Here is an 18463-nt window from a genome sequence, read left to right as displayed (position 1 = left end):
CTCTGCACTTGTTGATTGCTGGTGCCCACTATAGATTGGCGTTCACGCACTCAACATTGGCGTTTAACCAAGTGATCAATGCAGCCACGCACTATCGACTCGACTACCCGGATCTGGCCCTGATCCTCGCGCTGGTGCGCGGCGGCTCTCTGGCCCGGGCCGCGCAACTGCTCAAGGTGGATGTCTCGACGGTGTTTCGAGCGGTGCGCCGGCTGGAGGCTGCGCTGGGTCAGCAACTGTTCGAAAAAAGCCGTGCCGGTTACCTGCCCACCACCCTGGCGCAGTCCCTGGCGGAACAGGCCGAGCGCGCTGAGCAGGCATTGGAGGCAGCGCGTATCGGTGTAGAGCAGGGCGGTGAAGTGATCAGCGGCATCGTGCGCCTGACCTGTACCGATTCGGTCCTGCAAGGTTTGCTGTTGCCGGCGCTGGCGCAGTTCATGCCGAACTATCCGGCGCTGACCCTCGAACTCAGCACGTCCAATGATTTTGCCAACCTCAGCCGTCGGGATGCCGATATCGCCCTGCGCCTGACCCGCACGCCACCGGAACATCTGGTGGGACGGCGGCTGGCGGAGATTTCCTACCGCGTGTGTGCCAGCGAGAGATACCTGCAATCGGTCAATAGCACTGACCTGGCCGCGTTGACCTGGATCGCCCCGGATGACTTCCTGCCTGATCACCCGACCGTTACCTGGCGTCGCCAGGCCTTGCCGGGCGTAACGCCGGGCTATCGCTGTAACAGCATGCTGTCGGTGACTGAGCTGGTCAGGGCGGGGCTGGGTGTCGCGGCGTTGCCGGACTTCTTGATCGGCGACGGATTACAGCCGCTGAGCGAACCGCTTCACGGATACGACACCGCGCTGTGGCTGCTGACCCGCCCCGACTGCCGCGCCTTGCGCTCGGTGGTCACCTTGTTCGATGAGTTGGGGCGGGCGCTGAAACTGCCGTGAAACCGTTCAGGCCTTGGGCTCATCCTTGCGCACAAAGTGCTGATGCATTTCCGAGGTCAGGTTTTCGATGCGCTCGGTGAGGGCCTTGGTCATCTCCGTGAGGCGGGTGTTCTGCTCAAGCAGCTCCAGCAGTTGCGCAGTGTTTTTCGCGGCTTGCGCCTGTCGCTCACTGTTGGCGGTCGCCAGCGCTTCGCGGTGCTGTGCATCGGCATCGGACTGGGCTTTGTCCCGCGCGGCCTGACGTGTCTGGGCCAACAGAATCAATGGCGCGGCATAGGCCGATTGCAGGCTGAAAGCCAGGTTGAGCAGGATGAACGGGTATAAATCGAAATGGGTGAAACCGGACAGGTTGAGGCACACCCAGACCACTACGATCAGCGTTTGTGCGCCGAGAAAAGTCGGTGTACCGAAGAACCGCGCAAAGGCTTCGGCGCGCAGGGCAAACTTGTCATTGCCGAATGTTGGCGCCAGGTGGGCATGAGGACGATGGAAACGCAGGTGATCGACGTGGGCGGCGGTTTCGTGGCTGGTGGTCATGATGCTCTCTGTCTGGTGCTGGGACTGAAGCTCACTATAGCCTCAGCGCCGGTTTCATTCTGAAACACATCGCACATTCAAATCAGAGCCATCAATCCATCGACACCACCGTCGACCTTGTCATTTATTGCAACTGATAGCAGGCCAGAAACATGTCCAGCGCGGACTCGGCCACCTGATGTTGTTCTTCGGGTGACAAGCCTGGCTTGCCCATGGAAATCTGCGGCCAGAAGGCAAACGACTTGAGCAGCCCCTGCACCTGTTGTGCGGCAAAATCAGGGGCAACGGCTTTCAACCGACCATCGGCCTGAGCGGCACGAATCCATACCGTCAGCCCTTCTTCGCGCTCGCCCATTCGCGCCACCATATCCTGCGCCCGCTCCGGGGAATGAATCGTCGCCGCTATCGCCACCCGCGCCAGGTCGAGAAAATTATCATCGCCCATCATTTGCAGCTTGGCCTTCAGCAATACGCACAATTGGTCGCGCAACGGCAGGTCGGGACGGTAGGCCGTTTCCTGTTCTGCCGTCACCCGGATCCATAACTGATTGAGGATTTCGGCGAACAACTCTTCCTTGCTGGGAAAGTGGTTGTACACCGTGCGCTTCGACACACCGGCAGTGGCTGCAATCTTGTCCATGCTGGTGATCTCGAAACCGTTGTCACGGAACTCGTTGATCGCGGCTTGAATGATCGCTTGGCGTTTTCGGTCGGTGAGGCGCTGTGGAGCTGTCATAAGTACGCTTCGGCAGGAAGAGAGGGGGAATTACACTCGGTAGTTTACTTGTCATCGACTTTGATGCAACCTAGAAACTACACTGTGCAGTGTAATGTTTTGTTAACCCTGCCCAGCAAAAATAGAAAGTCCGGCTGATGCGTGCGTGCCTTGGCCATTTATCGTCCCAAAGCGGAAAGTCGCGTGATGCGCGGTTTTTCTGGAGTCATTCAGTCATGGCCAATTCAAACTCCCCGGCGGACAACGCCTCCACACCTGAAGCGTCCCGACAGGCTCAAGGGCAGTATCAAAACTTCACGCCGGTTCAACGTTTAAGCTTCGGCAAAACCATGGGCATCCTGTGGAACGTGCTGTTCCACAAACCGCAAAACACCCGCCCGAGCGCGCCCGTCCCGGTGCAAGCCCTGACTCAAGCTGCGCTGATCGCGGCGCCCAACCACAGCGTCTATCGCCTGGGCCACTCCACAGTGTTGCTCAAGCTGCGCGATAAATTCTGGATCACCGACCCGGTCTTCGCCGAGCGTGCCTCGCCCGTACAATGGGCCGGCCCCAAGCGTTTTCACCAGCCACCGATCAGCCTGGAACAATTGCCGCCTATTGAAGCGGTGATCCTGTCCCACGACCACTATGACCACCTGGATTACCAGGCGGTGCTCAAGCTCGCGGACAAGACCAAATACTTCCTTACCCCGCTGGGCGTAGGCGACACCCTGATCAAGTGGGGCATCGACGCCGGCAAAGTCCGCCAACTGGATTGGTGGCAAGGCACGGAAGTCGATGGCATACAGTTCATCGCCACCCCGTCGCAGCACTTTTCCGGCCGTGGCCTGTTCGACAGCAACAGCACCCTCTGGGCCTCGTGGGTGATGATCGACGGCGACACACGTCTTTTCTTCAGCGGCGACAGCGGCTACTTCGACGGCTTCAAACGCATCGGCGAACAGTACGGCCCATTCGACCTGACCCTGATGGAAACCGGTGCCTACAACGTCGACTGGCCGCACGTGCACATGCAACCCGAACAAACCCTGCAAGCCCACCTCGACCTCAAGGGCCGCTGGCTACTGCCGATCCACAACGGCACTTTCGACCTGTCGATGCACGCCTGGTACGAACCCTTCGACCGCATCCTGGCCCTGGCCTGGGAACGCAACGTGTCGATCACCACACCGCAGATGGGAGAAGCGTTCAGCTTGATGCATCCACAGCGTGGTGGTGCGTGGTGGTATGAAGTCGAGCAACAGGTCTACCAGAGTCAACAAAGTATTGGGTAAAGAAGCTATAGATTGAGGTGAGCATTCCTACGTGATCCGGCGGTAAGTGATGACGGACATTTCCGGTCGCGTCTGTAGGCTGATTAGCGCCTGAGCTTTTTCGCTCACTAATCAACCTCCACAAGGATCTTTTTACATGGACGTAACCTTAAACAGTCACATGACGCGGCTGGGACTAGCTTTTCTGATATCGATAGTGGCAAGCACAGCCCATGCACAGACACCGACGCCTGAAACAAGGCTGGAGTATTTAAGTGTCGATGAAATCAACCAAAGAATGAATCGAGGGCAGTTGAGCGCGGTTAGCCTTGTCCAGTATTTACAACGTCGGATCGAGTTGCTGGATACACAAGGGCCAGCGATCAACTCGATCATAGAGCTCAATCCTGAGGCGCTTGAAATAGCCAAGTCACTGGATAAAGAGCGAAAAAATGGGCAAGTACGCGGCCCGTTGCATGGCATTCCTGTTTTGCTCAAGGACAATATAGATACGTCAGACCTGATGCAGACTAGTGCCGGCTCATTGGCCATGGTCGGACAACCCGCTGCTCAAGATGCCTTTATCGTGAAGCGTCTCAGAGAGGCCGGGGCAATCATTTTAGGTAAAACCAACCTCAGCGAATGGGCCCACTTTCGCGACCCGGGCATTCCCAGCGGATGGAGCAGTCGAGGCGGGCAGACTAAAAATCCTCACGTGTTGAGCGCAGACCCATGCGGATCCAGCTCCGGCTCGGCAGTTGCTGTAGCAGCGGGTTTCGCGCCCCTCACTGTCGGAACGGAAACTGCCGGTTCGATCATTTGTCCTGCGGCGCTCAATGGCGTGGTAGGCCTCAGGCCAACGGTGGGGTTGCTGAGTCGCAGTGGCATCGTTCCAGTAACCCGCAAACTTGATACACCAGGCCCAATGACTCGCACCGTCCGCGATGCAGCGTTGCTGTTGAGCGCCATGAAGGGCAATGACAAGGCTGACCCTGCCGACAATCCGTCGGCCATCAACGTCATGGACTACACGGTATTGCTGAAGCCGAACGCTTTGGTCGGAAAGCGCATAGGATTTCCCGCAAAATTTCATACCGGCACCGATGGCTCCGAGTTTGATCCGCAGTTTTCCCAGGCTCTGCAAGTCATTCAGGAGGCTGGTGCAAGCTTGATACCCGTGGAGCTCAACGATCCTTTGTCGGAGCAGGTCGAAGAGGCCTTCAGAATGGGGATCAAGCGAGACTTGCCTCGTTATCTTGCGAGTCGTAGCGGCATCGCAGTCACCACCCTGGAGGCGTTAATGAGTTTCAATGAGCGCACTCAGGGCGCCGAGGGATATGGACAAAGCACGCTGAGCGAGGCCAGTAGAATTGACTTTGATGAGCGTGCTTACAACAGGCTTTGGCAGCGCATTCAAGGTGAGAACGCCACAGCAATCGATGATTTACTGGCAGCACACAAACTGGATGCCTTGGTCTCGGATGTGGCGTCGCCTGCCATGAGCGTCGTACCGCTGGCGGGATACCCCGGCATCATGATGCCAACCGGAATGGACGCCGATGGATTGCCTACGTCGCTCTTTTTCTACGGAGCCCGCTGGAGCGAAGCCGAACTTCTGGCGATAGCTTATGGTTATGAACAAGCTTCCCACGCGCGGCAAGCACCTGCTTTCAATCCTTGACGATTGTAAGAGCTAGCTCAAGTCGCCGTTCTGCTCCATATCAGGCTTCAGGTCGGCGACTCCATATTCACTGAATTTCACTCCACCATCGCAAAATCCGCCCGCCCAACCGGATTCGGCGTCGACCCCTTCACATTCATCCCTCGACCCGGGGCAAACCCCGGGAAGAACACCAACCCTTCCGATTCGAACCGATAGGCCAGTGCCAGGCGCGTGACATCCAGCACCTCCTGGCGTGCCTCGAAGCGTTGAATGGCATCCACCGAGACTCGGGATTCCCGCGACAGCTCTTCTACACTCCAGCCCAGCATCGCTCGGGCCTGGGCGCAGTGGGCCGGGGTGAATTGGAAGAGGGCGATACGTTCCAGGGTGATTTTCATCGCTTGAGAGGCCATGGTGTTCTCCGGGCTCGAGAGTGTTGGTCAAAATATACTGTGTTTTTGTACAGTTGTTTTGAGCTCGGATCAAATGCAATTTTTGATATTTCTTTTCAGCCAGACGAATGGCACTGCGCTTATTTGCCCACCAACCCCGGCGCTTCGCGCACAATAAAGTGATCCAGGTTTTCAATGTTGGCGCTGAACACCCCGAACGTCTGCTCGGGGTTTTTCTTGCTCGGCACCTGCTTCAGCTCGGGCGTTACGCCATAAAAGAAGCAGTACAACTCCCGCCCGCTCTCGATGGCATGCTTGATCTCCTCCAGGAACGCCTTGCGCTTGCGGTAGCTGTCGATCAGCTTTTTGCTCAGGTAAACATTGACCGAGTAAGGCTTTTTCTCGAACCAGACCTTCTTCTCGAAATCGATGCGAAAGCTCTGGGTGTAGTCCTTGATCTCCTTGACCTTGCCCCAGTAAATCAGCCCCTTGTTGTCTTGCAGGTATTCGATTTTCTTGAAAAACGACCCGTAAGGCGCGGTGTGCTCGCCAATTTTCAGCGGCACGCGCTTGAGCAAATCCTTGTCGTCGAAGTTCGACACGAAACACTCCACCGGATGGGCGAAGACGCTGGTCTTGTCCGGGGCCGATTCCCTGTTCGGTTGCTCGACGTTGCTAGCCGCTTTAGGCGCCAATGGCTTATCCCGAACCACATCGGCAATCACCACCGGGCTGGGCGGCTTACGCACATATTCACGCCGAGTCAGTAACAATTCCGACGGGAAATTTTCCTCGCGACTGTCATCCGTTTCCGCCTCATCCACACCCGACATCGGCGTCTTCAAGCTGACATAAGGGCAGCCCTCGACATGCCGCGTACTCGGCAGGTTCTTGAAGTGCGGTGTGCGCACGTAGTTCACATTCTTGGCGTTGAAGGTACCCAGCTCATTGGTGGCATCGAACGCCAGGCGACAGGCATCGTTGGGGCACTGGAAGTGTTCCCTGGCGGAGTCGAAATCCATCGTCTCGTCGAAGTTCAGATCCCGAACGTCGTAGATCGACAACTTGTCGTTGAGGCTGAGGCAGTAGGCGAGGTCGAATTTCATGTCGGGTTCCAAGTCCTTTAGGTGAACAGCTTCCAGTGATGGCGCATTCGAAGCAATAGCTACACTGAGATCACTTCGATATCCCGGAGTTTGCGCGGTCCATCAACGAGGGCGGTTCATGAGCCAAACAGATGCTTCGCCCCCCCTCCCGGAGCAGGGCCGGATAGCTCGCCGGGACGAACAGACCGGTTGGCGCCGCTGGCTACCGGGGCTGGGCATGCTGCGCGAGTACCAACCGGCATGGTTGCGTTATGACATCGTGGCCGGCCTGGTGCTGACCACGATGCTGGTGCCCGTCGGTATCGCCTATGCGGTGGCTTCGGGCGTGCCCGGCATTTATGGCCTCTACGCGACCATCGTTCCGCTGCTGTTCTATGCCTTGTTCGGCCCCAGCCGAATTCTGGTGATGGGGCCGGATTCCTCCCTGGTGGCCGTCATCCTTGCCGTGATCATTCCACTCTCCGGCGGCGACCCGCAGCGTGCCGTCGCCCTGGCGGGGATGATGGCGATCGTCTCGGGAGCGGTGTGTATCCTGGCCGGTATCGCGCGACTGGGTTTTATCACCGAGCTGCTGTCCAAACCGATCCGTTACGGCTACATGAACGGCATCGCACTGACGGTATTGATCAGCCAGTTGCCCAAACTGTTCGGTTTTTCGATTGAATCCGAGGGCCCATTGAGAAACATATGGGCCATCGCCTCAGCGGTGATGGAGGGAAAGGTCAACTGGACCACCTTCACGGTGGGCGGGCTCACCCTGGCAGCGATCCTGCTACTCAAAAGATGGCCGCGACTGCCGGGCATCCTGATCGCCGTGGTAGGCGCGACGGTCGTGGTGGGAGTGCTCGACCTGGCGACACGCGCCGGAGTGTCGGTCCTCGGTTCACTCCCCCAGGGCTTGCCCGGTTTCGCCATCCCCTGGATCACCAGCGCCGATATCGTCCCGGTTTTGATCGGCGGGTGTGCCGTCGCACTGGTCTCGTTCGCCGACACCAGCGTGCTCTCCCGCGTCTATGCGGCGCGGACCCGAACCTACGTCAACCCGAACCAGGAAATGGTAGGCCTCGGCATCGCCAACCTGGCTGCCGGTTTTTTCCAGGGCTTCCCGATCAGCAGCAGCTCGTCACGTACGCCCGTGGCCGAGGCCGCCGGCGCCAAAACCCAACTGACCGGCGTCGTCGGCGCACTGGCGGTTGCCTTGCTGCTGCTGGTGGCACCGGACCTGTTGCAGCATTTACCGTCCAGCGCCCTGGCGGCAGTCGTGATCGCCTCGGCCATTGGCCTGATCGAAATCGCCGACCTGCGCCGGATCTATCGCATCCAGCGCTGGGAATGCTGGCTGTCGATTGTCTGTACGGTCGGCGTGACCGTGTTCGGCGCGATCGAGGGCATCGGCCTGGCCATCGTGATTGCCGTCATTGAGTTCCTCTGGGATGGCTGGCGCCCGTACTCCGCGGTATTGGGGCGCGCGGATGGGGTCAAGGGCTACCACGACATCAAACGCTACCCAGACGCGCGCCTGATCCCCGGCCTTGTCCTGTTTCGCTGGGATGCACCCTTGTTCTTCGCCAACGCCGAACTATTCAGCGACCGCGTGCTGGACGCCGTGGCGGCATCGCCCACACCTGTGCGCTGGCTGGTGGTCGCCGCAGAACCGGTCACCAGCGTCGACGTGACCTCCGCCGACATGCTGGCCGAACTGGACGACACCCTGCACGCGGCGGGTATCGAGTTGTGCATTGCCGAGATGAAAGACCCGGTCAAGGACAAGCTCAAGCGGTTCGGGTTGTTTGCGCGGCTGGGGGAGACGGCGTTCTTCCCAACGATTGGGACGGCTGTGGATAGTTATGTGGCGAACTATCAGGTGGATGACAGGGAGCGGGAAGATGAAGGGAACCGGTTGCCGTGAAACCCGCGAGATCGAAATAGAGACTTCACATCAAGGAGCGAACCATGCCGAACAACTGGCCCGCCGGGATTGAACACGTTGTCGTACTGATGATGGAAAACCGTTCGTTCGACCATTTGCTGGGGGATTACACAAGCATTAATCCCGCGTGTGACGGTATCAACCGCAAGGCGCCCAGCACCAACCCGCTGAAGCTGGCCAATGGCAATTCGACGGTGATCACCCAGGCCTCGGAGTTCCCGGAGAACTACAGCCTGTGGGCGCCGCCGCCCCCTCTGCCTCCGGCGTTGCCGCCGAGCAACAGCGAGGGTTTCGACCTTGGTCACGAGTTCGTCAATGTAGAGAAACAACTGGGCGTCGCCTTCAAGACCAGCCCGGCCAACCCCACGCTCAATGGTTTTGCCCAGGACGCCTACGACAAGGCCCGCACCGACCTGAAAGTGTACAAAACCTGGTCGCAATCCATGGCCCAGCGGGCGATGAACTACATCCCGTTCGGCGCTACGCCCGCGAAGGATACGCTGCCGGCCATCCACGGATTGGCGCGCAATTTCACCGTGTGCGACCGCTGGTTTTCCTCGGTCCCAGGCCCGACCTGGCCGAACCGTTTTTTTGCCATGCTCGGCAGTTGCAATGGTCATCTACTGATGCCCTCCACCGGCACGGTACTGGCCGGCATCAAAAGCCTGATCGCACAGTTCGGCGGCGAGAGCATTTTTTCGCTGCTGCGCAACAACGGCCATGACGCGCGCATTTATTCCGACGGCGCTGTTCCGTTGGCGGCGCTGGTCAAGGGTGGTTTGCAGCACCTGAGCATCGACGACTTCAAGGCAGACGTCGCCGGAAACAAACTCCCTGAACTGTCGTGGATCGAACCGAGCTATGGCCTGCTCAACGGCAAACTCGGGCCAAACGTGTCCCATCATCCACCTGAAGATTTGCGCTTTGGCGATCAGTTCGTCGGCGAGGTGTTCAACGCCTTGTCGGCCAATGCCGCTGTCTGGAGCAAAACCTTGTTCGTGCTGTTGTACGACGAACATGGCGGCTTCCAAGACCACGTGGTGCCGCCAACTTGCGTGGCAACCGGTTCAACGGTCGATGTGCCCTGGAAGAACCCCTTCACCCGCCTCGGCGTGCGTGTACCGGCGATCCTGGCTTCGCCGTGGCTCAAGCCGGGTTTGATCCCCTGGACGGGCGATGTCCAGGCGCAGCACTACGATCACACCAGTTTGCTGGCGTTTCTTTGCGATCACTTCAAGGTGCCGCGCAGTGCCCTCGGCCCACGGGTGGTCGCCGCGCAGCACTTCGGCAATGCACCCATCTGGCGTGCCGCACCGAGCGTAACGGCAGCGCCGACATTGGCGGCCACCGTGGTGCCGAGTCGCGCCGGGTTGCCATTGATCGAGTCCGAACTGGCGACCCAAAGCCGACAGGTGGTGGACAGCGCCACCGGTTACCTCGATGGCCTCGATCCAGAGCAGATCTGGAAGAGCAGCGCCCAGTGGGTCAGCGGTTTTCTTGGCAACCGCAGTCGTGCCCTGGCTGATCCGGGCCAGGCGGCACTCACGCCTGCCGCGCCCAGTGCAGACAGCCTGGAGGCGAAACTGCGGCGCCTGCAGGATTTGATGGTCACCGCCCAAGGGCAAACGGTGCCCCCGGTGGCGGCGCCGGCCAGCAAAGCCTTGGTCGAGCCGGGATCGGAGGTCGCGCCAACACGGCTGCGCGTCCTGTGCCTGCCCGGCGTGGGGTTCAGCCGGGCAACGGGCGGGCAGGGCGGTATCGATGCGAACTGGCAGGAACAATGGCGCACCTTGATCCGCACTCAACTGGCACAGAACGGTCGCCCCATCGATGACCAGGACATCGACTTTCTGTGCTTCGATGAGCAACTCAAGGAGGGGCCGGACTTCGCCCAGATCACCCGAGGCCTGGCGATGCTGAGGGCCGATGCCAGGGGCAAGGCCGACGAGAACTTCGGCAGTTGGGGCCTGCCGGTCAACCAGATGTTGCGCACCACGGTGGGCGCCCTCGTGCAATGGATCGAAGACGCCGATTTGCGCACGGAGTTGACTCAACATCTGCTCGCAAAGATCGACGCATTCAATCCGCAGATCATCTTCGCCCAAGGCTTGGGCAGCCTGATCGGCTACGACGCCCTGCGCCGGTCGGTGGCGAAAAAAGGTTCGGCACTCAAGCGCATCGATGGCCGGGTGTTCGTCAGCTTCGGCTCACCGATCGCACTGCCGCTGGTGATGCGCGAAGTGTGGGGCGGGAGAGTCCTGCGCCTGAGCGAAAACGGCCGAGGCATCCGCCGCTGGTTCCACCTCTATAACCCCAACGACGGCTTGCTGACCCGGCCAATCACCTCGCCGGATTCCGCGCGGGTCGACCTGCAAACCGAATTCACCTTGCCATTGCGCGATGACCTGCTCGACCTCAACCACGCCGCCCAGGCCTACTTGTCGTCACCCACCAGCCAGACCGGCCTCTGGCCGCAATTGGCCCGTGATGTGGTGGCCGCACGGGCACTGGAAGTGCCAGCGTTCCTGTCCCGCAGCGGCCAACGCAAACGCCGCGCCCTGGTGGTCGGCATCAACGATTACCTCGACCCGAGTGCACGCCTGGACGGCTGCATCAACGACACCTACCTGATCAGCCGCATGCTCCAGGAAAGCGGCTACGACGCTGGCGACATCCGATTGCTGCACGACGCCCGAGCGACCCGGGCCAACTTCGTCGAGCGCCTCGAATGGCTGGTGGAAGGCGCCCGCGCCGGGGACGAGCGCGTGTTGTTCTACTCCGGCCACGGCACTCAACTGCCGGTCTACAGCAGCAGCGGCGAAGCCGACTGCATGGACGAAACCCTGGTGCTCCACGACTTCGACTGGGACGACGAAAGCACCCACTTCACCGACAAACTGTTCCGCCAGTTCTACAGCCACCTGCCATTCGACCCGGACGGCCACGGCGCCAAACTCACCGTCATGTTCGACTGCTGCTACGCCGGCGGCATGACCCGCGGCAACGGCCGCGTGCGTGGCATCACCCCACCCAGCGACATCCGCCACCGCATGCTGCGCTGGGACCCCTACGCCGGCGACTGGGACCGCCGCGTCTACGCCGTCGACAGCGACCGCCGCGACTTCAGCGAACAAGACAACAAAACCCGCGGCCTCACCCGCACCCGCACCACCCAAGGCGCCGCCACGGGCCTTCGTCCCGAGAAAAAAGCCCAACTGCTGCGCCAAGGCAAACTCTACGGCCACCATGGGCCGTACATGCCGCTGATGCTCTATGCCGCGCGGGAGAACGAAAAAGCCAATGAGTATGAGGTGGGGTCGAACAGCTATGGGGCCTTTACCTATGCCCTGGTCGAACAACTGCGCAAATTGCATCAGGAGGATGCGACGTTGGGGTTTGATCAGTTGATTGAGCGGGTGGGGAGTGTGTTGAGTGCGAGGTCCTTGGGGCAGACGCCGGAGATTGTTGGGCCGAGTGGGGTTAGGGCAGCGGTGTGTCCGTGGCGGATTAGTGGGTTGGGGAGGTGAGGGCGCAGAGTATTGTCGTGGAAGATATGAGATTCATGTAGCAGGCGAACAGCGGCTGGTCCATTCCACCGCTGCCCGTTATTGAGCAATAGCGCTTAGAAATAGTGGCTTTTCGCCCTATAACAAATTGAAGCCTTTTGATACTTTGGTGATTGTAGGAATTTTCCTACAGCCATTGTCGATAAAGGGCAGCACTCGTGGTGATCAAAGCGGTTTCGAAGGAACGAATAGACAAAGCGTTGCTGGAATTTGACCGTAAATTTCGGAGTAAGCACGAGTGGCTGGGCTGGGAAAAAAACTTAGCTCACCGTTACGCCGTTCACTCGGGCGGCGAACTGTATCCGGCGAAGAAAATCGTCTCTCTGGCAACTGGCATTGCCGTAGGAGAGTTCTCCGGTGGGCACCCGACCAACAGTTATCTAAAAAAGCGGGGCTTCACTGTTGTGGAGTTACCGAGTGGGGAGGGCACGCATGTCTTGCAGTTCAGACCGGGAGCTGTTTACGACCGAAAAACTGAAATCAACGGACCGTTCGGTGGAAGCCTGCAAAGCGGCATTGCAGCGTCCGCTACCTACCCTGCGATTTTTTTGTTCACTGGCGATAGCGGTGAACAATACGGGTATGCCGACCACTGGGAAGACGGCGCCTACTTTTATACCGGTGAAGGGCAGCGCGGGCCGATGACTTTGACCCGTGGCAACCGAGCCATTGCTGAGCATGCCGTGGATGGTCGAGCGCTTCACTTGTTTAAGTCCCTAGGCAAAGGTAAAGGCAACGCTTACATGGGCGAGTTTTCTTGCGCCGACACGTTTGAGCAGATCCAGCCGGATGTGAGCGGCCAGGATCGGACGGCGATTGTTTTTCGGTTAGTCCCTGTGGCAATTCCTGCTGAAGCAATTGAAGCTGAAGAACAGGATGAAGATGAGGCTGACCTTTCCGGGTCTCTGGATGCTGCGCGGTTGGCTGCGCTGGCTGCATGTAAGCCCAGCAGCGATGATTTAGGGGTATCCGCTCCGCGTAAGATCTACCAGCGCAGCCGAAAGGTTGCGCACTATGTGCTGATGCGCGCCAAGGGAGAATGTGAGAGCTGTGAGAAACCGGCTCCTTTTACGAAAAAGGATGGCACCCCCTACTTAGAGCCGCATCACGTAAACCGGCTCTCAGATGGTGGACTAGATCACCCGCGCTATGTGGGAGCCGTGTGCCCAAGTTGCCATCGGGAAATTCATTCTGGAGTACATGGAGCGTTGCTGAATGAGAAGTTGAAGCAGCGGTTGGAAGCAATTGAAGCCTGATTGAACTGTGTGCTGAGGCAGTGAGGGCTGTTGCCTGCAAATATTGAGAGGCTGCGAGTTGCTGGTTATGGAAATGAGGACAGTTGGTGAAGTGCTTGTAGGAAACCCTCGCGTTTTCGTTCCTACAGGCTGTCCTTAGTCCCTCGAATGCTTCGACGACTGAAACACCCGGGCTACCTTCCGCCACCAAGGCTTAGCTACCAACACCCGCCGCTGCGTTTGATCGTCTAACAGGTAAGGCATGTCTCGTAGCCGAATCCAACTTTCACCCCGCCAGTGCAGCAGATTTAACGACATTTCCGGCCAGTCCAACGAACTCAACATCGGTCGATCCGCAGCATACGGCTGCACGGCATCACGTAAGGCCTGCACAACCTGCTGGGTCAGCCATTCGCGTAACAATCGATTTGCGGGAACATAGTGATACACCAATAGTGCATACACACCGGACTCGCTGAGCATTAGCTGTTTCCGTGGTTGTCGGAAATACTCAATCCACAAGAAGCAGCGTTGATCCTTATCCAGTTTGCTGACCATGCGATCACTCAGATGGACACCCATCAAGCGGCCAATGTCACGGGCACAGAACCATGGTTGATTTTCCAGCAGGAGGGCATGGAGCGGTAGGTTATGGAGGGTAAAGATCATTGGATGGAAAGGATCAGAGATTACTGATCGGAGTGAAGTATTTACAGGCATATCCATTACCTCTACGTATAAAGTTGAAAATGGCCAGAGCCCGACGTAGAGGATTTAAGAAATCCCAACAAGCGGTTCCTCCTACCCACAGGATTGCGCATGTATGGCGGATGCCAGCATGCATTCTGTGTGATGAAGTCGCTTCTACGTTGGGCGTTTCTTAGGCGCTTGCAATAAAGTTTAGAGTTGCTTGGAGTGACCCTCAATACAGAATGTGCTGGATTTTCTGTAGGAGGTTTAGCTACTACTGAGATTGCCAGTAGGTGTTTTCCTACCCCATAAGAACGCCCCGATCAGATCGGGGGCTTTCAGATGTTCGATTTGTGTAGTGGTCTAAAGAAATCCGACGCACAGATAATTTTGGAGCGCCTTTAAAGACAGACGAGTGGCGTCCACTTTACCTTAGGTGGACACCACTCTCTGACTCATTGGGTGCTTGGCTTGGCTTAGCTCACGAGCAGACTCATGTAAGTGGGCCAATCGCCGCTAGGACACATTTGCGCCATTTTATATTTCTCCAGCATTTGTAGCGCTTGGCTCTCGTGGTTAGCGCGGAAGTCAAACCCCATCTGGTCGCGATACGGCATTCTACCTCGCCAGTAACCCATTCCTTGATCAAGGAAAACTTTGCTGCGCTTACCCGATGCCCAATCTACTGTTATCACTCTCGCGTGTTGAAGCTCCCTGCTTCGTTCTTTTATTTCAATTTCAGGTGAGATGGAGAACTGGCTACCCAACCAAAGCTTAAGAAGTGCTTCTTGATCAAGTTGAAACCTCCAGTCATGACTAATTTGATTGCTGGACTGATCGCCAGTGGATGCTAGCTTCGTCCATTTCTAGTCGGAGCACCGCGAATGCAAGCGCCTCTGGTTGCTTTGACAGTGCCTTCCAGCTTTCAAATGAAGACAACGGCAGGTGTGCGTAGTGCTGCTTCAAATCCGCTAAATATTGCCAGCCGCTGTGTCCAAACTCTATTGCCATCGCGGTGATTTGTTGACTGATGGCATCTGGGTTGGTTTTTGGGTGGTAAACCTGTGTTGCCCTGTGCAGGGAAAAAACTTCAGTTTGAATTTCAGCAATCGACGATGTCGACACGAACAGCGCAGGGCGAAATTGAGTTTTACTATCTTTGGCAGGATAGATTAGCCATGGGCCATCACGTTGCATGGTGTTGGGTATAATAAATCGCCCGGTGGTAACACCTTGGCTCTTGAGTCCCTCAATTCTGACTGGTGCTTGCTTAGGATCGGAAAGCAACATTGCTTCAGCTTCGGTTTCATTCAAAATTGTCGCGTTACTTATTTCGCAGATCGTGAATGTGTCTCGATTTTCCCATTGCAAGCGGCCGTTGTACCGTCTGATATTCAGGCTGAGCGCACGCTTTTCGGTTTCTAGGGTGAGTCTGATAAACGCATCTTGTTCGTCGACTGCTCCTAGCATTTGCAGCATGTCATTTTGGTAGCTAAATAAATTTAGCAGCGTGGGCGATGAGCCTACTTTGATCTCATAGTGCCGTTTTGGATGCGGCAGCGCCTCGCACACCAGTTCCAATTGCATGTAGAAGCTTTGCCCTTGAGCTTGTCCTGAGGTCAATGCAATGCGATGACCTATTAGCTCAGCTAACGTAAGTTCATGTGCTCGTGAAGGCCGGTCGTCTGGTCCAATAAGCCGTGCCCCTTGATACGGATACGGGAGACGAAGTTGTAGTGGCTGATTGCTGTTTTTCTGGTCGATCTTCAGCGTAAAACCAGCAGGAGGTGCATCGGTTGGGTGAATAAGGCTGAAAGTGGTTACGGGCTGATCAGACTCCAACCGCTTGGCCATTAGCAGCGAGCTGTCGATTTTCAAGTCAAGCTGGAGCGCACCTTTGACCTGCAATCGCGCAGGTTTTTCGGTGGTTGCGGGAAGCAACGAGGTACTGAATTCTTTGGGTAAGACGGCAAAACGGCGTGTTAACAGCGTTTTTCCCGTGCGGCTTTTTAAGTTGTAACGAACGACACCTAAAGGGCCGTTACGGCGAAGACTATCCAGGGGTTGCCCATTAGCAAACTCTAGAATATCGCCCAAACCAAACTCATAGTCTTCGGGCAGCTCCAGTCGTGGCCAACCCAAATACACAACACTCGGATTGCTGTCATAGAGGCCCTGAACACCGGCCAGAGCGGGCTTACGGTGTTCGTTTAGATTTTTATTTAGCTCGATTCGATAGAGATCAGGGCCGTTTTGGAGCGATATGTCGGCCCGTAAATCCAGCCACTGGCCGTTCTCTCTGTCGGTAGTCAGTAGCGATGGTGCGGGGCCGTCTGACGAAATACTAAATTTGGTCGGAATGCGAATACGTGCGGACTCACCAGCAACACCGCAAGAGGACGTTCCGACTAATTGCCAGCAGTCAGCCCGCTGCTCAAAAACTAACGGCGTCTCTTCGTAATCCAACTCGCTGCCGTCGAATTGGTAACATTGAACAACTCGTCCATTGTCGAGTAAGCGCAGCGTGACAGGTTCGCCTAGCCGGCGACGTTCTATTGATATTGAGGGATTGGAGAAGCGGATCGTCAGACGCGACTCGTTCAGCTGGGCATACACCGCAGGCCCACGAGCTAGTATGTGCTCACCTTCGTAATAGGCTTGATCGAGCCGAGTGCTACCCAGCTGCTGGGCATCAATATCAAATGAGTGTTCCTTTGGTAAGGCAAGCTCTGTCCTAATCCTCCAGTCTGGCAGTGTGCCTAATAGAAAATGCTCACAGGTGAATGCTCGGGCTTGAATTAGGGCCTCTTTGCTATCAAGCCGCTGCTTGCCAGCATCATGTAGCCAATCATTAATCAGGCCTCTAGCGTTAGTTTCATCGAGAGGGATTGGAAAGGCTTCTGTCCACTCAGGAGCGACTTTATCCAGGTAGGCAGCCGGGTCTTTCTGATCCTTAAGCGGATATTGCCCCGCCAGATGCATCAACTGTTCAACAATGCCGGCAAGCAGCTGCCTGGTTTCTAGATTTCGAAAGGAAATTGGCAATTCATCTTCGTGCGCCGCTATTAGGTCAGCAGTTGTTCGGTGGCTGCTCCCTGCACTGAAGAGATTAATGCCTCGATTGACGGCTTTGCCAAAGCCATGTGATTCCTTTTGAACTAGGGGCCAAGGTAACCCACCTTCTGCGAAAAGTGACCCTAGCCAATCCCTACCGTTTTCACGGTATCGAATAGGGCGCTTCCAGTATTCCAGTCCTTTACTGGTCAAGGTTGCATGCTGGCTGTGTGAAAGTGAGACGGCTAACTCGCTCTCAGCGCCTGACCAGGACCATGAGCTGTTGTAATTTCTACGGTACTGCTCACTGACGAATAAACAAAAACATGCTCCCAGGTGTATGAACTGGACTGGACTGGACGCCAGACGCAAATACTTTCGAAGCAAATCACGTAAGGATGCGTACTCGTGTTCGGACAGTTGGTAGCTATACAGAGGTTTGCCGTTGGGGCCTTTGAATAGCTCTCGGGTGAGTAAAAATTCACTGAGCCAAGCTTTTATGGGATTAACAGCAGGGGTGCATGCGGTCATTGACGCAAATCCTTATGCTGAATGGTTCAAAATCATGCAGCGCTGCGCAGGCTCTTGGCGACGTCTATAGCGGCACTACCTCAGTTTTTGAGCTGTGTGTCACTGTGCCATCTTCGTGAAGCGCCGTCGACATTTGTATCTTGATAGTAGTGTAGAGGCTGTAATCGTTATTCATGCTTGCAAGGCGCGGCTGATTTTGCGGCTGAGCGCGCTGTCCTTGGGTTTATGGAGCGCTTACCGGAAATCAGACGCGGGTTGGTGGTTGATTCGATTCGGGAGATGGAGTCACAGGTGGGCGAGCCGAGGCAATTGTGGACTGAGCTAGTCAGCGCCAATGCGTGACAATCGGGCGCGGCATCGTGATCCGAGATTTGGTTGCGCCCTTTAAGATGGCTTTTTGCTATAGCCATGTTCGGCGAAAGGGGGCATGGCGTAGTAGTGGAACGAAAGGGCTGCCAATGAAGAGATCCATTGAGCAGTAGACCTTGGCGCGTAGGTCGAGACCGGGGCGGCGCGAGAGTTTCGCGTGCTGCGGGACCGCGAGACCTGGCGCCTGTAACTGCGCCTCGGCGCCAAGTGGCTGCCGATCTGCTCGCGGCGCGAGTCAGTGTGGGTAGGGAAATCGCTGACCGCTGTGGGACGGTTCTGCGAAGCGGTTGGTATCAAGGTGCTGACCGCCGAGCTTTGAGTCAGCTTCTCCTATCGCGGACGCGCCCACCAAATCTCCTCGATATCCAGGTAATCCAGGGTTTCACGCATTCTCCTGAACGCATTGTCAGAAAAGCAGGGATGTCTGGTCGAGTCAAACTCAAAGACATGA

12 protein-coding genes are annotated in these 18463 nt (G+C 57.0%); 6 read left to right on the top strand and 6 right to left on the bottom strand.

What is annotated here, in order from left to right:
• Positions 1 to 8: 8 nt before the first annotated feature.
• A complete protein-coding gene (locus AABM52_RS24025; RefSeq protein ID WP_347908462.1) occupies positions 9 to 950 on the top strand; it encodes a LysR family transcriptional regulator in 942 nt (313 codons plus the stop codon).
• A 6-nt stretch (positions 951 to 956) separates the two neighbouring features.
• Here the strand turns inward: AABM52_RS24025 and AABM52_RS24020 are convergent, their stop codons facing one another.
• Entirely contained in the window at positions 957 to 1487 is a 531-nt protein-coding gene (locus AABM52_RS24020; RefSeq protein WP_347908460.1) for a DUF1003 domain-containing protein, read from the bottom strand.
• A 124-nt stretch (positions 1488 to 1611) separates the two neighbouring features.
• Positions 1612 to 2223 carry a TetR/AcrR family transcriptional regulator gene (locus tag AABM52_RS24015; RefSeq protein ID WP_347908459.1) on the bottom strand — a complete coding sequence of 204 codons (612 nt, stop codon included), beginning with the start codon at positions 2221 to 2223 and terminating at the stop codon, positions 1612 to 1614.
• Between the two features lie 215 nt (positions 2224 to 2438).
• On the opposite strand from AABM52_RS24015, the gene AABM52_RS24010 reads away from it, so the two are divergent.
• A complete protein-coding gene (locus AABM52_RS24010) occupies positions 2439 to 3497 on the top strand; it encodes an MBL fold metallo-hydrolase (protein WP_347908457.1) in 1059 nt (352 codons plus the stop codon).
• Positions 3498 to 3633: 136 nt separating this feature from the next.
• Complete coding sequence (locus AABM52_RS24005) at positions 3634 to 5157, top strand: amidase family protein (RefSeq protein WP_347908455.1); 1524 nt, start codon at positions 3634 to 3636, stop codon at positions 5155 to 5157.
• 77 nt (positions 5158 to 5234) lie between these two features.
• Here AABM52_RS24005 and AABM52_RS24000 read toward each other — a convergent pair whose 3' ends face one another.
• Both AABM52_RS24000 and AABM52_RS23995 read right to left on the bottom strand, forming a co-directional pair.
• Positions 5235 to 5552 carry a helix-turn-helix transcriptional regulator gene (locus tag AABM52_RS24000; RefSeq protein WP_007998876.1) on the bottom strand — a complete coding sequence of 106 codons (318 nt, stop codon included), beginning with the start codon at positions 5550 to 5552 and terminating at the stop codon, positions 5235 to 5237.
• Positions 5553 to 5671: 119 nt separating this feature from the next.
• A complete protein-coding gene (locus AABM52_RS23995) occupies positions 5672 to 6637 on the bottom strand; it encodes a hypothetical protein (RefSeq protein WP_347908452.1) in 966 nt (321 codons plus the stop codon).
• A gap of 118 nt (positions 6638 to 6755) precedes the next feature.
• Here AABM52_RS23995 and AABM52_RS23990 point away from each other — a divergent pair, with 118 nt between their 5' ends.
• The 3 genes from AABM52_RS23990 to AABM52_RS23980 all read left to right on the top strand — a co-directional run bounded on the left by AABM52_RS23990 (position 6756) and on the right by AABM52_RS23980 (position 13389).
• The gene (locus AABM52_RS23990) at positions 6756 to 8546 is read left to right on the top strand and encodes a SulP family inorganic anion transporter (RefSeq protein ID WP_347908450.1); all 1791 of its coding nucleotides are present in this window, start codon (positions 6756 to 6758) and stop codon (positions 8544 to 8546) included.
• 44 nt (positions 8547 to 8590) lie between these two features.
• Positions 8591 to 12094: an alkaline phosphatase family protein gene (locus AABM52_RS23985; RefSeq protein ID WP_347908448.1), complete on the top strand. Its 3504-nt coding sequence runs from the start codon at positions 8591 to 8593 to the stop codon at positions 12092 to 12094.
• A 197-nt stretch (positions 12095 to 12291) separates the two neighbouring features.
• Entirely contained in the window at positions 12292 to 13389 is a 1098-nt protein-coding gene (locus AABM52_RS23980; RefSeq protein WP_347908446.1) for an HNH endonuclease, read from the top strand.
• A 135-nt stretch (positions 13390 to 13524) separates the two neighbouring features.
• On the opposite strand, the gene AABM52_RS23975 is transcribed toward AABM52_RS23980, so the two are convergent.
• Together AABM52_RS23975 and AABM52_RS23970 are read right to left on the bottom strand one after the other, a co-directional pair.
• Positions 13525 to 14058 carry a Bro-N domain-containing protein gene (locus tag AABM52_RS23975; RefSeq protein ID WP_347912681.1) on the bottom strand — a complete coding sequence of 178 codons (534 nt, stop codon included), beginning with the start codon at positions 14056 to 14058 and terminating at the stop codon, positions 13525 to 13527.
• Positions 14059 to 14874: 816 nt separating this feature from the next.
• The gene (locus tag AABM52_RS23970) at positions 14875 to 17643 is read right to left on the bottom strand and encodes an STY4851/ECs_5259 family protein (protein WP_347908443.1); all 2769 of its coding nucleotides are present in this window, start codon (positions 17641 to 17643) and stop codon (positions 14875 to 14877) included.
• Positions 17644 to 18463: the final 820 nt, after the last annotated feature.

The sequence above is a fragment of the Pseudomonas grandcourensis genome (assembly GCF_039909015.1).
Lineage (GTDB): Bacteria > Pseudomonadota > Gammaproteobacteria > Pseudomonadales > Pseudomonadaceae > Aquipseudomonas > Aquipseudomonas grandcourensis.
This window is presented reverse-complemented; position numbering and strand designations above follow the sequence as displayed.